Consider the following 14,717-nt stretch of genomic DNA (forward strand, 5'->3'; position numbering starts at 1 on the left):
TTGGATTGACCAAATAAACAGGCATAAAAAAAGCGGCAGAAGAGAAATTCTTTTGCGCTGCGAAGGTTGCCTTATGGTGTAAACTATTCATCACTTCACTTTTTTGTTTCACGAGCGCAAAGTTATAAACTATTGTTGGAAGTTGCAAACAATCTATAAAAAATATGCGTTTTTCCGCGTTTACATGATTTGAATCACTTCGTGCATGTCGTCGATGGTCTTTGTTGAGCTTGCAAAGCGGCAACAAACAAAAAGTCGCTCAGCCGATTGATGAATTGCAGGCAACATGGCGGAATAGGCTGCGTGCGCTGCAAACTCCACAGACGTCGCTCACAAGTGCGCGCCTTGGCACGTGCATAATGTAGGTGGGCTGTGAGTAAATTTCCTCCGGGACGCACAAAGCAAAAGACATGGCGCGGGCTATTTGCATCGATATAACGCTCCATTTCACGGACTTTCGCTTCAAACGCAGCATTGTCAACCCTGCGCGTATCGTCGGCAACATGAGCCATCAGTAGCATCAAGAGCTGCTGCACATCCATCAACTGCTGCAGCAACACTTCGTCATGCGCGGCATATTCGGTGACAATTCCCAGGAGCGAGGTCAGCTCGTCGAGCTCACCATTCGTTTCAATCCGCACGTCATCTTTGGCTACGCGCAAACCATTTCCTAAAGAGGTTTCGCCCCCATCGCCGCGTTTCGTATACACAACCATTTTCTTTATCTGTTTTTTAGAATTACATAAATCACTACTGGCGCACCGATGAGCGGTGTGACTGCGTTGAGCGGAATGATGCCGCGACTGCCACAAACATGGCACAACAAGCAACACAATAAGGCCACAAACGCCCCCATGACCATGGTGGCAGGGAGCAAGAGGCGATGGTTGTCGGTTGTCAAAAGGAGACGAGCCAAATGGGGAACAGCCAAACCGATGAAGGCGATCGGTCCACAGAAAGCAGTGGTTACTGCCGTGAGAAGTCCCGTGAGTAGCAACAAAGCATGACGTGTTTGCCTAACATTCACGCCTAAGTTGGCTGCATAGTCCTCGCCCAACAACAACGCATTGAGAGGCTTCGCCAATGCCATCGTGAGCATAAGTGCCACACCAACCACTGCTGCATAGGCGGGCAAATAGGTCGGCGACACGCTGCCGAAATCGCCCATTCCCCAAACCATGTAGGACTTCACGGCCTCTCCATTGGCAAAGAAGTTGAGCAAGGAGATGGCGGCTCCCGATAAATAGCCCACCATGATGCCCACGATGAGCAACATGACACTGCTTTTTATAAACCATGAGAAGGCAAAGATAAGCATCGTCACGAGCATGGCGCCTGCAAAAGCAGCCAACAATACGACTATAAATCCCATGAGGTTAAAGTGCGCAGCAAGCACATCGCTGCCCAACAAAAGCATCACTAACGCCACCCCTAATCCTGCACCGCTCGTCACACCAAAAACACCGGGACTGGCTAACGGATTGCGAAAGGTGGTTTGCAGCAATAAGCCACACACAGAGAGCGAGGCTCCGGCCAAAACAGCTGTGAATGCTTGCGGCAACCGATTGGCCCACAAAATGTAGTTCCATGCAGGATGTTCCACCATGATTTGTTGCCGGGCAGCGCTATTATTTAGCGAGAAAAGCAGCTGCAACGCATCGCGCAATGGAATCGTAACACTACCTACCAGCAAATTGCCCAAGAATAAAACCACTATGCCGAACATCAGTGCCACGAAATAAAAGATTGTTTTTTTCATGCGCCGAGATTATTTTATGCGATGATAGTAACGCAATGGTGCCAGACCATTCAACGTTGGATGAGCAATCTGCAAAATATCATTCAGCAACCTGTCGGGATGAAAGTCAACCTCTTCATAATAGGGAACTGCGGCACAGTCACAGCCAAAGACCTTCCCCCGCTGAAAGGCCTTAAACTGTGCATAGCCCGCTTCCTCAGCCAACAACGCTTGCCGTGTGTTGGGATGATGGTTGTATTTGATAAGCCAAATATCGCTATTCCCAGCCTCATTGAGCACTGTTTCAAACGATAGCGCAAGACTGCCAGAATGGGTGTCATCAGCAAAGGGATAAGTCACTCGTGCATCACGCAACAACTGTGCAATGGTGCTCCGTCCACCCGGAACATACCAAACGCTTCCCATCTTGCGTTCAGTAAAGGCTGAGATCTTTTCTCTTGTCTGCTGCGCCTTGGCCATCAAAGCATGATAGTTGCTATCGACCTGTGCAAACAAAGCGTTCGCCTGCAGGGCACGCCCGAATAGCAAACCATAGAACTTCATCCATTCGGCTCGCCCAAGTGCCGAGGTTTCCATGTAGTCGGCAGTTTCTATGATGGGAATATTTAAGGTTGCCAACTTACCAAAACCACCGCTTTGCTCAAACGGGGACACCAATAGTACCTCAGGATGCAACTGTATGATGCGTTCTACATCGGGTTGCATACTGCTGCCACAATCCACCACCGCAGCCGTGTCTTTGGGTCGTAATTTAGCTCGCCGCTGCACATCAGGCAAATTGATATAGGCTAAATCGCATACACCACTAAGTGCCTGCTGCGCGTGCAAATCGTAGAGAAGTGAGCAATGCGACGTGGTGAAAGCCACCGCATGCACAATGGGTGTGCGCACCACGGTAGCTTCCATCGCTTGCAATTGTGCATCGTGCTGCAACAGACTATCTCCTACTCTACCTTTAGGAACGAGCACATAACTATGTAGCACGGCACCTTCTTTCCAAGGATTGGCTAATGTAGCTTGCACATACCCTTTATACTGAATGAGCGAAAGTTGCTGAGCATAGCGTAGAGCGATGGTATCACCCCCATCGCTCGTACGATTAATTGATGCTATAGTGCAACCTATCAGCAGATTCCCGATGAAGGCCAGAGCAAGCAATATTTTATACATACTAAAAACTAACGTGCTGTATTAAAGAATATAGCCGTAGGACCAACACCTACTGTGTAACGTTGTAAAGCAGTGCCCTGCACATCATATTCTTGCAAATAACCATTAGCATTATAATCCGCATAACCACCATTCAGCACATAAGATGATAAAAAGACGTGCCCATTAGTAGGATCTACGGCAATAGCAGCAGGAGAATCTACATGGTAAGGCAGTGTTACCTTACTACCAAAAGCTGCATCATACAAATTATAGCTAACTGCAGAAGCACCATAAGGAGCATTTACAGTGTAGAAACGATTCTCTGCTTGTGCCACTAAAGTGGCATTCTCTACTACAGTCTTAGCTACATCTCGTCCATTCTCTACAACAATACGTTTTAAACCAGCACCAGTTTGAGCATAGGGAGGGGTCGTTCCATAGCTTCCCCAATCCAGCACGTAGATGTTACCACGTACTACATAAACTTTCTGAGGATTAACGATATCAGAGATTTTGTGGTCTATCACTTGCTGCGAAGCCATATTGATTTCGCTTATACTGCCATTCCCATTCCCATAATCGCTGTTGGCAACAAAAATCCGCCCATTAGCTATCGTCACACCCTCGGGATAAGACCCAACTTTAAACTTATCTTGTAAAGCAAAGCTTGTAGTATCAATGGCTCCAACATACCCACCATAAGTGGTAAAATAAATGCGACCACCATCAGCTGCCAAGTGGCGTGGGCTCTTACCATCAGCATTACCTAACAACGCTGTAGTGCTTATATGATGTATGGAATGTAATGTTTTGTCAACTACCTCTATGCTATTTTCATCGGTAGCCACCAAATAGATTTTACCTCCATAAGCCAAGCCATCATTCACAGTGCCGCCAAGCTGACGGCCATTTGCCTGCAAAAAGGCATTATTCGTAACGGAGCTCGCCTTATAATCATAATAACTCAACGAACCACTAATATGGCTCGCCATGTTTCCAGCACAAGCAACAAATGCACCATGACTTACCACAACAGGTGTCACGACAGGCGCATCATCATCATTGCTATCGCACGAAGTGATTGCAAGTACACCCAAAAGTAGCACTGCAAATAAAAATAAACTTTTTTTCATATACACTTTATTAAATTGATTTTAAAATTGATACTGCATTATTATCTGATAATTACATCGTGGCATGGGGTAATTAGCCACAAGCTCATATTGCTGTCCAAACAGATTCTTTACTTCTCCTCTTACCATAAACGAGGAGTTTCTCAGCGAAAATGTGCGATAAGCAGAAAGGCCAATAGTACCATAAGATTTTAAACTGGTACCACCATAATGTGCATGAGTAGCCCAGCGCTTACTCATACCGACAGCACTAACAGAGAGATTTACCAATGAATTAAGCCAGGTAACCGAAGCTGATGCTATGTGCTTAGGTAAATAGGCCAACTGCTTATGATAAGAATCTGTTGTCCTATCAGTACAATCCACAGTGTGCTGAAAACTATAACTCGCATAGAATAAGAATTGTTGGCGGGGTGTGATAGTAAAAGTTTGCTGTGTGGTGAGTTCGACACCGCTTGAGTTCACTTTTCCAAGATTGATGTTGGTCCAAACAAACATATTGTAGGGTACCGCTACGATTTGATTGGTTATACGATTCGTATAACCATCAAGTGTAAATAAAGCCTGCCATGCATGCGCGAACTGGTGTTGCCAGGTAAGTCCCAAAGTATATTGCTGCGTAGATTCTGGATTCAGACTTGGACTACCAAAATGATAAAAATAATTTTCATTGAACGTAGGCATACGAAAGATATTCTTATAGGCTGCTCGCAAATAAAGCTGCTCAATAGGAAATACTTTCCATGAGAACGACAACGAAGGTGATAATCTTTGCGCATCTCGACCTGCTATACCGCGACATGCGCCATTATCATAAACTGACAACAACAAACGTGAAATAGCAATAAATCGTGAGGTAATATACTTAACCGATAGACTCTGTAATAAACTATTCCGATAAGGTCGGACATCCGTACTTAAACTACTACTGAGATTATTGAAAAAATAGTCTGCTGCATAGCCCACAAAAAATTGTGATATGGGCTGATAGCTCACAGCTCCAGAAATATAAGCCTCACGCTGATTGTAATCGACATCGTGCACATTCCCCACGGCTAACTCGTCACGATAGTGAGTGGCAAACCAGTTCCATTTGCCCTGAATGCGTACACGCCATCGACCATCATTCGAACTTTGCTGCCATTGTAACTGTGCAAAGGCATTTTCTTCGTGCAACTTCTCACCACTTAATGCCGAATAAAAGTGCACTATTCCAGGTAATAATTTATAGCTATTATAATAGAAAAGTGTACCAGTTAGCCGACCATTCTGTCCCACTTTCCAAGCGAAATCAAATTGTCCTCGTCCCTCGTTCATTCGATTATGTGTACGACGTTCGTGCGTTGTAAAAATTCCATTGCGCAACAAAAAAGGATAGTTGCCTTCATAATAGGTATATTCTCCAAAGGCTGAAAGTACAAATCGCTGATTGAGCGCCCGATCATAACGGAAAAAGGGATTAACCAACCCAAACGAACCAATTCGAAACTGCGATAATAAATGAGGTCGCTGATTATCAAATGTGGCACGCAAGGTTTCTATTGAGAGTACGGCTACCGATGCAAGCTGTCGAGCCGAAACCAAAACATCTTGAGTATCGCCCACAGACAATTGCAATGCGCTCACATTATTTAGCGTATAGCGCGACAAATCGACAGCGCCAGTTTGGCTCTCATTAAGCACTACACCATTGAATTTGACCCCTGTGTGAGCTGAATTAAATCCACGCACCCCCATAGTCTTCATTCCACCTGCGCCACCATAATCGCGTAAATTGATGCCTGGTATACGTTGCAAAACATCTGAAAGATCTGTAACTCCTCGCTGCAACAAGTCGCTGCTATCCCAAATACGCAGAGGAACACTGCTATAGGCTTCGTGGGTACGCGATGTTTCAACAACCTCTACACCCTGCAATTCCTTAACCACAAGAGTATCGGTAGCTGTCACTGACGTTGCAGAGAAGCCACAAAAACAACTCATAGCCCACAACACAGCAAGCATTCGTATACGTTTATGCACCGTTTTACAATTTTTTTAAAAATGACTTACGTTGCTTTCCTCGAAACAAGCAAGTACTTCACAGGCAATGGCAGGTCTTCTGACTTTTCGGCTTTCGAAGAAACACCTTCCCGACCCTAAATGTCAGTGGTATCCGCTTCTTCAACAATACCGATTACAGCAGCGGGACTGTTAAGGATTTTCACCTTATTCCCTTTTAATCATACTCGATTATGAACCAATTGCGAACGCAAAGTTACAACAAAAGTAGAAGAAAACAATATATGAAATCATTTTTGTGATATGAGAAGGCATTTCTCGTATAGACTTATCCATCGAAAATATCAGGTCACAATTATTCCTCCACCTTAATATAATATATAAACTTCTATGAAAAGAGAGATGGCTGTCATGAAAAAGAAAACAAAGTTTTGCTTGTATCATAAAATTATTGTACATTTGCCAACGATTTAAACAGCAGTGTTAACCCATAAAAACTTTGATATGCAAGATTCAATTAAATCAGTTTTGTCTGGAGATTTTCATATTAGAAAATTTCTAATGGTCGCGATTACAGCTATTTTAACTGTAATCGTATGGAACCTACCCACTCACTTTTTTGGAATTGAGGGGCTCACAGTCGTTCAACAGCGCGTAATCGCCATTTTCGTGATGGCGATTTTGTTGTGGATAACAGAAGCAATCCCGGCGTGGGCCACTTCTATCACCATCATCTTTGTGATGCTCTTTTGTGTGAGCGATTCATCGTTCAGCTATTTTCAAGGTACAGAAGACCAGTATGGAAAAATGCTTGATCACGTGGGTGTAATGGCCTGCTTTGCCGATCCCACCATCATTCTTTTCCTTGGTGGATTTGTGCTGGCCATAGCGGCGACGAAAAGCGGCTTAGACGTGTTAATGGCACGTACGCTCATTAAGCCTTTTGGCGAACGGAGTGAGTACGTGCTCTTGGGCTTTTTACTCATCACAGGTATCTTTTCGATGTTTATCTCCAACACGGCTACAGCGGCGATGATGCTCACCTTCCTCACACCGGTTTTCAAAGCATTGCCAGCCAGCGGGAAAGGGCGCATTGCTTTGACAATGGCTATTCCTGTAGGAGCTAACCTTGGTGGTATGGGAACGCCAATCGGCACACCTCCCAACGTGTTTGCACTGAAATACCTAAATGATCCAGCAGGCTTGAACCTCGGCATTTCTTTTCCACAATGGATGATGATTATGGTGCCATTGGTACTTGTATTGCTCGTGATTGCATGGCGCGTCATTCTTCATTTCTTCCCCTTCACACAAAAAACAATCCAATTGGAGATTAATGGCCATGTGTCACACAATTGGCGTACCGTCGTAGTAGCTGTAACTTTCATTCTAACCATCTTCTTGTGGATGAAAGGTAAAGATTGGTTTGGTGTAAATGCCAATACAGTGGCCATGCTACCCATTGCTGTATTTGCCTTCACGGGCGTGATTAATGCCAAAGATTTGCAGGAAATCGATTGGTCGGTCATTTGGATGGTAGCTGGCGGATTTGCTTTAGGCAATGCAATGAATGAAACAGGATTAGCCGAGAATGCAATCAAGAGCATTCCATTTGCAGGCTGGAACCCATTTGTAATTCTACTCATCGCTTGCATCATCTGTTTTGCGCTGAGCAACTTCATTTCGAACACTGCAACAGCTGCACTCTTAGTGCCTATCTTAGCTGTCGTTTGTAAAGGAATGGGCGGTGCATTAGGTGCTATTGGTGGCACCTCGACTGTACTCATTGGAATCGCTATCGCAGCCAGTGCCGCTATGTGTTTACCTATCAGTACACCTCCCAATGCTATCGCTTTCTCTACAGGTCTTGTGAAACAGAATGAAATGCTCAAAGTGGGTATCGTCACAGGAATCATCACATTAGTTCTGGGTATCGGTACATTAATCATCATGGGTAAGTTAGGCATTTTTTAATTCATGCTAACAACCATAAGGGGTGCACAAGTTGTGCACCCCACATTTTTTCAACACAAAACAATATTACACTCCATTTCTCAAAAACTCTATCCCTATGTTCCTACAAAAAGTTTTAGGTTTCGATGTCAAGTCAATGAATCTGCGTACTGAGCTTATCGCTGGTGCCACTACTTTTCTCACGATGTGCTACATTCTGGCTGTCAATCCTTCAATTCTCAGCACCACAGGCATGGATAAAGGCGCGCTCTTCACGGCCACAGCCATCGCTTCGGCTATTGCTACACTGCTCTTGGCTGTGATGGCCAAATTGCCTTTTGCCCAAGCACCCAGCATGGGACTCAACGCCTTTTTTGCCTTCACGCTGTGTCAGACCATGGGCTATTCGTGGCGTGAGGCATTAGCCATCATGTTAGCTGAGGGAATTATTTTTCTGCTTATCACCTTCCTCAATGTGCGCGAACATATTCTCAACGCCATTCCCCAAAATTTACGCTATGCTATCTCGGCCGGAATTGGCATGTTTATTGCTTTCATCGGACTAAAGAATGCCGAAATCATTGTGCCTAATACAGCCACCTATGTGAGCTTAGGAAAATTCACACCGACGGCCATCGTGGGCGTCATCGGCATCGTGTTGAGTGGAGTACTCATGGCGCGCAAAGTGAAAGGCGCCCTTTTTCTGAGCATTATCCTCACCACCTTGGCCGGCATACCTTTGGGCGTGACGCAAATTCCCACAGGTTGGTCGCCCATAGGCATGCCTCAATCCATCAGCCCCATCTTTTGTCAATTCGATTTTTCAAGCCTCTTCACCCTCAAAACGGGCATGGTGGTTGTGTCACTCCTGATGGTCAACATCTTCGACACTGTGGGCACGCTCGTGGGATTGGCTTATAAAACTGGCATCGTGAAAGCCGACGGCACCATTCCCAAAATGAAAGAAGCCATGATGAGCGATGCTATTGGGACCACTTGCGGCGCTTTCCTCGGTTCGAGTACCCTCACCACCTACGTTGAAAGTGCATCGGGCATTGCAGAGGGTGGCAAAAGTGGCCTCACATCGGCCTTCGTGGGCATGCTGTTTCTTATCGCCCTATTCCTCTCTCCCCTGTTCATGCTCATTCCCAGCGCAGCCACCAGTGGCGCCTTGGTGATGGTGGGTGTGTTGATGCTCGACAGCGTGAAACAGCTCGATTTGGGCGATGTGAGCGAGGCCTTCCCAGCGTTCATCACCATGATTACAATGGTGCTTTGCTATTCAATTGCCGATGGGATTTATCTTGGCATCTTGTGCTATGTCATTTTGAAGCTCTGCACCGCACAATACAAGCGGCTCAACATCACGCTTCTCATCTTGGCCATCCTGTTCATTCTGAATTTCGTCATGGCGTAGGGGCGGCGCCTGTGTGCCCGCCCGAACGTCCGCGTAGCGGCGTTTCCATACCAAAAATCACATATCATGCACAGGGAATGAACGACGGATGCGCCCTTGCAGGGCGACACGGGCGGGCACACAGGCACCGCCCCTACCAATCTCCATCATATTTGTCCACGCAATCCCACACAAACAAAATAACCATTTACATGCAATCCACCCAAACGACATCAACCGTCCACACACAATCCACCCAAACGAAATGCGTAGGGGCGGGGCCTGCGTGCCCGCCCGAACGTCCGCGCAGCGGCGTTTCCATACGCAAATGAATGAATACAACTACACAACACATCGGGGGCGGAAATGCATCGCGCACTCCCGCCCCCATTCTTTAAAACAAGTTGTGTATGCAAACTGGCATCGAGATGATGCCCTTTTGTTTTAAAGCAAGTTATTTCTTTGGTGTGATTGTGGCATCGCCCTGACCTTTGCCGCCCGGTTTATCCTTGTCGTCTCCGGGTTTATCCTTGCCATCGCCACCGTCGCCCGGCTTCTTGCCATCGGGTGTTTTCCCGCCGTCACCGGGTTTCTTCCCATCATCAGGCTTGTCACCGGGTTGTTTGCCATCATCCGCTTTCTTTTTTTTCGGCAGCACCTCGTCCTCATACCGCTTGATGAGCTGATTCACGAAATCGGCGAAGGGTTTCAGCGCCTCGGCACTGCCCAACGTAGCCATGGCATTGGCCACCTTGCGCACCTGCTTGAAGGCTTCGTCGGATTGCTGACGTGCCTTGCGCAGCGCACCCGCCACCTGTTTCGATTGCTCCGTGGTGCGGCTGTAGAGCAGTTCGCTCACCTTTGCGTTGGCCGTTTTCAGCGATGCCAACACCGTTTGCAAACCCAATTTGGCCACCTCGGCGCTGTATTTCTGCTCGCAATCCTCCAACAAGTTTTGAATGGCACCCGTTTCGCGTTCCAACTGCATTGAGGGCTTGATGCCATAGTCTACCAAACTTTGCCAAAGCGTTTTGGCCGCCGTATGCAAATCGGCCGATGACACGCGCAAAAAACTCTTCACCGAACGGTAGTAGGCCGAATACAACGTGTCGCGGTCGGCATCGGCCGCCAAAATCTCGTCGGTCGAAGCACTTTTCTTCGACAACGCAAAGTAGCGGTTTTCCTCGTTAAAAGCCGCTTTCAACGCGTCGGCCGCCTTTTTTAAATACTCGTTTTTCAACAACTCCGTCTCCGAGTCCAGCCGTTTGCAAATAGACTCGATGAACACGAAATGCGCGCCGTTGCTCACGGCAGGCAAATGAATAGTAGTAATTTCTGTTTTCATCATTTATTTTTAGTTTTTAAAGGAGCGTCCTAATCGGGTAGAACGTCTCCTTGGTTTTAATTTCCAGTTTTATATGCTCATTTTTTTTGTGCTTTTATTTTGCGAGGTCTCTGCTCAAGGTGAGCAAGTCTCAAAATCTTTTTTCAACCATTTGCTCAAGCTGAGCAAGTCTCAAAATCCTTTTTTGACTGTTTGCTCAAGCTGAGCAAGTCTCAAAATCTTTTTTTAACTGTTTGCTCAAGCTGAGCAGGTTTCAAATTATTTTCTTGACCATTTGCTCAAGCTGAGCAAGTCTCAATTTTATTTTTTGGAGTTTGCTCAAGGTGAGCAGGCATCCAATTTTATTTTTTGAGGTTTGCTCAAGTTGTGCAGGCATCCAATTTTATTTTTTGAAGCTTGCTCAAGGTGAGCAGGCATCCAATTTTATTTTTTGAGGTTTGCTCAAGTTGTGCAGATACTTAAATTTATTTTTTGAGTTTTGCTCAAGCTAAGACGTAGGGGCGGTGCCTGTGTGCCCGCCCGAACGTCCGCGCAGCGGCGTTTCCATACTAAAAATACACGCATTGTGTGCGAGGAATTTAACGATGGATGCGCCCTCGCGGGGCGACACGGGCGGGCACACAGGCACCGCCCCTACCAAACTCCATCATACCTTTTTGCACCATTCCATTAAACGGCATCATCCATCCACGTGCAATCCGCCCATAATCAACGGGCACTTCGGCCACAGGCAATAAACCGAACGAAGCCAATCAATCGGATTATTCTGCCACGGGACGGACTGCACCGCCAAGATACCTGCCGGTCCGTTCCCACGAATTCACGCCACCTGAGCTGAAGTGCATAACCCCTGCACCGTCACGGAAGTCAGGAGATGCCATCCAGTACCAGCCTTCTGCCGGGGTACCCATAGCATTCTGTCTATTACCCGTAACGGGGAAATAGATGGTGGCATCGGGATTGGCAGTCTTGTTATTGAAGTGCCATCCGTTGCCCCAGACACCGTTGGTGGGGGCTGTAAAACCTGTAAAGGCATCTCCGGCCGGCATCTCAAAGCCTACAGGACAGGGATCGTAAATGGTCTTGTCTACGGGGGTGGTAGTTTGGGCCGAAGACGTGTTGTTTACCGACCAGAAGTTATGATAATCACAGCCGCACCAGTTCCAGTAATTTCCCCCCCCATATACAGCATTAAGCATACTCTCGGGGTGCTGAATGGCATAACCTATAGTAGCATCATGGGGGCCAGCATCAAATGAGAAACTACCCTGAGCAACAATACCATCCTTACCCGGCATGGCATCCTTACGGCCAAACTGGTAGAGCGTACCATAGCCCTGCCCTATACCGTTGTAGTCGTTCTGCGTGATGGTAATTTCGCCATGCTGACGGGTTCCGTTGTTGGCAACTTCCTGTTCAACCTTAATCCTGACTTTGCGGGATACTGAATAGCTTGTACCTTGCAATGAGGTGTATTTCCAGCCGAGGTTTTCCGTGGTGAATTTGTTGACTTTGTTGGATGCATTCGTACAGGCAATGGTATGAAGTGCGTCCTGGGTAGTGAACCACAGATGCCATGACCATACCACCGTGCCGCCCTTGGTTACGGCAATGACGGCGTTGCCATTCTTGATAGCCGAGGCAGGAACCTCAAAGTTTACAAAGCCATCGGTGCCGCTGCCTGTTACTGACAGGTTGGTTACAAGGCCGCTCTCATCGGCCCAGACAAGTTTGGCACCGTCGGGAGCATTCACACCGCCGTTGTTCAGCGTTATCCAGGGAGTGGTGATGTCCTGACTGGCATGGTCTTGGAAGTTGTGAAGTAGCCCTTCGTCCCAACCAAACACCGTGGTAGCCGGTATTGTGGTGCTGATGTAAGCACTGGTGTTGTTGGTTCCGTTCTTGATGGCGTTGCCGTAAACCAAAGGTATTTTGTAGTAGCCCGGGGCAGAGATAAGGTAACAGTTGGCCGTGTTGCGGTTTGTAGAGTTGCCTTTGTAGTCGTAGGTCGACAGGTCGTAATGGTTACTGGCAGAGCCTTTGGCTGTGGCTGTCTTCAATGCGTTGTTGCGTGCAGTGAGCTTCTCGACAATGGTAGCTACCTGCACGGTGGCTGCGCCGCTTTCACTGCCTGATATAACGCCATCGCCGCTTTCCTTGCTTAGCGAGGTAAGCCATGCGGGCTTCGTGGTGCTGAGTGCCGACCAGTTGGCACCACCGTCGGTGCTCTCCTGATAACCTACTACTTTCCATTTCACGGGCTGCAGTGTGCCGCCCGACTGACGGTAGCTCTGGATGGTGTAGTTGCCTGCTGCGGTCTGGTTGTAGGCTGCGGGTGTTGTCGGGCTTACGACGTTCAGAACGTAGCTCCAGTCGGACGTGTTCTGCGACAGGGCGTAGGTCTTCGTCGTGCCGGGCTTCCACTGGCCGGTGAGATTGGCCGTGATGGCGGGAGTTGGGGCATTGTCGAAATAAACTTTTACCTGCACGCCCGTAAGCGTTTGCGGAATCATGTAGAACACATAATTGTCTTGATTGTGCCCCATGATAACATTGTTCACCGCTTCGGATGTGCTGACACTCACCGTGCCGTCACCACCTAATGTAAACGTTGCAGGCGCAGAGAGCGTGGAAGCATCCCATGCGCCGGTGTGGTTTTTATCGGTGGGCAAAGTGTATTTGCCTTTGCTCTTTGCACCAACAATTTCTACCTTTGTAATCGTTTTGTTCCACGACAGGTTTTGCCCTACCTTGAAACGCACGGCGGCGAGGGCGTGGCGGAAGGTGAGGTCGGTGCGTGGTGCCGTGGCACTCATCGTGCCAATATCAGTGTGCACGTTGCCCGAGCAAGCTGTCATCAAATCCTTTTGGTTCTTCACATTGGGTTCTACTTCGAAATCCACATAGGGCGTACTCGCGTAGCCTTCTGGCGAAAGCTTTATCTTGCTATTGTCGGGTTTCGGATAAACCGCATAAAAGCAAGCGTGGTTCTTCAGCCAATCCCAGTAGGTGGGAGTAACAAGGTTACCATCCTTCTTCGTGTCCTGGTCGTAGAACCAAGGCTCGAGGCTTGTGTCCGTCGAACCATAGAAAGCTGTGGTCGAGAAGTTTTGCATCGTGGGCATGGTTGTGATGTTCGCACGGGTCGGCGCGTCGTCTTCCCATTGTGAGGGCAGGCCGGGCACAGTAGTTTCAATCAAGCAGATGTCGCTACTTGCTGCGGCACCTTGCACGGGCAGTTTCTGCATCGTGAGGTCTTCGGGTGTAAGATTTTGCAGCGCCAACTGGTTAGCAAAAGCGGCGCGCGTCATCGGCAGGCCAGCTTTGGCCGCAGCTTTTGCTTGGTCTTGCACTGTTGAAACATTGAAAGCGACAAGCGCTTTGCCATTGTTGTCGTTGGTTTCTACATCCTTGTCGGCACAGGCAAACAGCGTGAGGCCGACTGTGAAGCAGGCGGCAGCAAACGGAAGGGCGTGCCGCAGGCTGTGGTTATCTAAAAAAATTCTTTTCATTGATTCGCTTTTTTAATCGTTACTTACTCATTGCATTTGCAAACTTAGTCTTCTTCTTCCCATTCGCCACCCCAGCGCTTGGCGCCCGAGAGGTTGGTGTCGTCGTCATCTTCGGTGGGGTTTTCAATCGTGACGTGGCCACCTTGGTCACCGCCCGGTCGCGCTTTAGGCGCACTTTCGCCCAACAAATAATGCTCGGTCGCAAGATGAACAACCGTACATGTGGGCACTTCATACAATCTTTTCTTCATTTTTTGTTTTGTTTAAATGATTATATTTACTACTATTGATTTCTTGCTTTACAAGTTCAGTTACACACACACGAAAAAGCATCTGCAAAGAGCTTTGAAAACTCCTTGCAGATGCTTGAAACGGCGAACCGACACCCGCGCCGGGCGCACCGCTATCGCCTTAGTACAGAGACTTAGACAGTTGTTAGAATGTGTGTGTGTGTGTGTGTGTGTGT

General features: G+C 47.6%; 11 protein-coding genes and 1 riboswitch. Of the genes, 2 read left to right on the forward strand and 9 right to left on the reverse strand.

What is annotated here, in order from left to right; translation table 11 throughout:
- Positions 1-194 precede the first annotated feature (194 nt).
- From X919_RS15130 to X919_RS0108000, 5 genes are read right to left on the reverse strand one after another with little or no spacing between them, the layout of a single operon-like run.
- Positions 195-716 (reverse strand): cob(I)yrinic acid a,c-diamide adenosyltransferase, encoded by a 522-nt coding sequence (locus tag X919_RS15130; RefSeq protein ID WP_051502468.1) that lies wholly within the window; start codon positions 714-716, stop codon positions 195-197.
- A gap of 5 nt (positions 717-721) precedes the next feature.
- Positions 722-1,759, reverse strand: a complete 1,038-nt coding sequence (locus X919_RS0107985; RefSeq protein WP_028899663.1) for a FecCD family ABC transporter permease — start codon at positions 1,757-1,759, stop codon at positions 722-724.
- Between the two features lie 9 nt (positions 1,760-1,768).
- Positions 1,769-2,929, reverse strand: coding sequence for an ABC transporter substrate-binding protein (locus X919_RS0107990; protein WP_028899664.1), 1,161 nt, complete (start codon positions 2,927-2,929; stop codon positions 1,769-1,771).
- 8 nt (positions 2,930-2,937) lie between these two features.
- Complete coding sequence (locus X919_RS0107995; RefSeq protein ID WP_028899665.1) at positions 2,938-4,044, reverse strand: YncE family protein; 1,107 nt, start codon at positions 4,042-4,044, stop codon at positions 2,938-2,940.
- A gap of 21 nt (positions 4,045-4,065) precedes the next feature.
- Positions 4,066-6,066 (reverse strand): TonB-dependent receptor, encoded by a 2,001-nt coding sequence (locus X919_RS0108000; protein ID WP_172642724.1) that lies wholly within the window; start codon positions 6,064-6,066, stop codon positions 4,066-4,068.
- Positions 6,067-6,117: 51 nt separating this feature from the next.
- Positions 6,118-6,303, reverse strand: a riboswitch (cobalamin riboswitch).
- 246 nt (positions 6,304-6,549) lie between these two features.
- Between X919_RS0108000 and X919_RS0108005 the strand changes: the two genes are divergently transcribed.
- On the forward strand, positions 6,550-8,019 hold the full coding sequence (locus X919_RS0108005; protein ID WP_028899667.1) for an SLC13 family permease: 1,470 nt from the start codon (positions 6,550-6,552) through the stop codon (positions 8,017-8,019).
- A gap of 97 nt (positions 8,020-8,116) precedes the next feature.
- Positions 8,117-9,415: an NCS2 family permease gene (locus X919_RS0108010; RefSeq protein ID WP_028899668.1), complete on the forward strand. Its 1,299-nt coding sequence runs from the start codon at positions 8,117-8,119 to the stop codon at positions 9,413-9,415.
- Between the two features lie 433 nt (positions 9,416-9,848).
- Here X919_RS0108010 and X919_RS0108020 read toward each other — a convergent pair whose 3' ends face one another.
- The 4 genes from X919_RS0108020 to X919_RS0108030 form a co-directional block, all read right to left on the reverse strand.
- Positions 9,849-10,742, reverse strand: a complete 894-nt coding sequence (locus tag X919_RS0108020) for a DUF6261 family protein (protein WP_371212586.1) — start codon at positions 10,740-10,742, stop codon at positions 9,849-9,851.
- A gap of 575 nt (positions 10,743-11,317) precedes the next feature.
- A complete protein-coding gene (locus tag X919_RS16600; RefSeq protein WP_155949702.1) occupies positions 11,318-11,491 on the reverse strand; it encodes a hypothetical protein in 174 nt (57 codons plus the stop codon).
- 9 nt (positions 11,492-11,500) lie between these two features.
- Positions 11,501-14,251: a fimbrillin family protein gene (locus tag X919_RS0108025; protein ID WP_028899671.1), complete on the reverse strand. Its 2,751-nt coding sequence runs from the start codon at positions 14,249-14,251 to the stop codon at positions 11,501-11,503.
- Positions 14,252-14,295: 44 nt separating this feature from the next.
- Entirely contained in the window at positions 14,296-14,502 is a 207-nt protein-coding gene (locus X919_RS0108030; RefSeq protein ID WP_028899672.1) for a hypothetical protein, read from the reverse strand.
- Positions 14,503-14,717 lie beyond the last annotated feature (215 nt).

This window comes from Prevotella sp. HJM029 (assembly GCF_000599605.1).
Classification (GTDB): domain Bacteria; phylum Bacteroidota; class Bacteroidia; order Bacteroidales; family Bacteroidaceae; genus Prevotella.